Raw genomic sequence first — 1,226 nt, forward strand, 5'->3', positions numbered from 1 at the left:
GGGTGTGCATTTCGTGCGCAGACTGGCCCAGCGGTTTTCGTATCGCCGCGATGGCGATTGCAACGAGGTGACGTTGGGCTACTCGTTGGTGAGTAACATCAAGCGCTAAAAGGTTGCATGGGCGGCGCAGTTGATTGCGCCGCAGCGCGCCTGCCGGCCGGAACCGGTACCGCCGGCACCGCCAGTGGCCGGCGCGGTCACGCGGCCTGGGGCCCCGGCACCTGGTCGTTGACGACGAAGCGCGCCAGCGTCGCCACCCCGCTGTCGGCGCGCGCCACATCATCGAGCACGCGAAAGGTCGTGGTCCAGCGCTCGGGCGTGACTTCGGCCACCGCATAGCCGCGCTTGTCGGGGCGCGCGAGCAGGATGTGCGGGTTGTTGTCGGCGATTTCCTGGGCGCGCGCGCGCGGTGTCTTGCTGTGGGATGTCAGCGACGTGCCGCAGAACTCGCTGGCGATCACCGCCGACTGCGGGTCGGAGAAATCGCTCAGCACGCGGCTCACGTAGTTCTGGTGGATGTCGCCGCCGAGCACCACGGCATTGCGCACCGCGCTGGCGCGGATCGCATCGCACACGCGCTGGCGGCTTGCGGGGTAGCCGTCCCAGGTGCTGCTGTTGAAACTTTCCTTTGGCGCGGGCTGGTAGTTGCGCCGCGAGAACATGGTCTGCTGCGCGAGCACGCTCCAGCGGACCTGGGCATTCGCATCCTGGCGCAGGCCGTCCTCGAGCCAGCGCTCCTGGGCGGCGCCGAGCATGGAGCGCTCGGGGTCCAGCATTTCAGGGCAGCGGTCGGGCGAAACCGATGCCGGCGGATTGCCGCCCGCCGGCCGGCAGGGCTGGGCGCTGCTGTACTGGCGCGTGTCGAGCATATGCAGGCGCAGCAGCCGGCCCCAGGTGTAGCGGTCATGGATTCGCACGCCGTCCGGCGTGCCCAGGCCTTCGATGCCGCGCGCCAGGCAGGACGCGCGCAGCGGCATGTTTTCGTAGAACGCCTGATAGCCCTGGGCGCGCATGGCAAGGAATGCGTGCTGCGGGCCCAGGCCTTCGAGACCGGCGTAGTCGTTCTGCACTTCATGGTCGTCCCAGGACACGATCCACGGGCAGGCGCGGTGCGCGGCCTGCAGCTGCGCGTCGGTGCGGTACAGCGCGTAACGGTCGCGGAAGTCCTCCAGCGTTCTGGCCACGGCCAGCGTGTGCGTGCGCACCAGCGCCGGGTGGGGCGGCTT

General features: G+C 69.3%; 1 protein-coding gene. It reads right to left on the minus strand.

Features of this window, described 5'->3' with window-relative positions; all coding sequences use genetic code 11:
- Nucleotides 1-197 precede the first annotated feature (197 nt).
- On the minus strand, nt 198-1,226 hold a 1,029-nt coding region (locus tag D3H34_RS32805; RefSeq protein WP_205736864.1), incomplete at its 5' end, for an alkaline phosphatase D family protein.

Source organism: Acidovorax cavernicola (assembly GCF_003581445.1).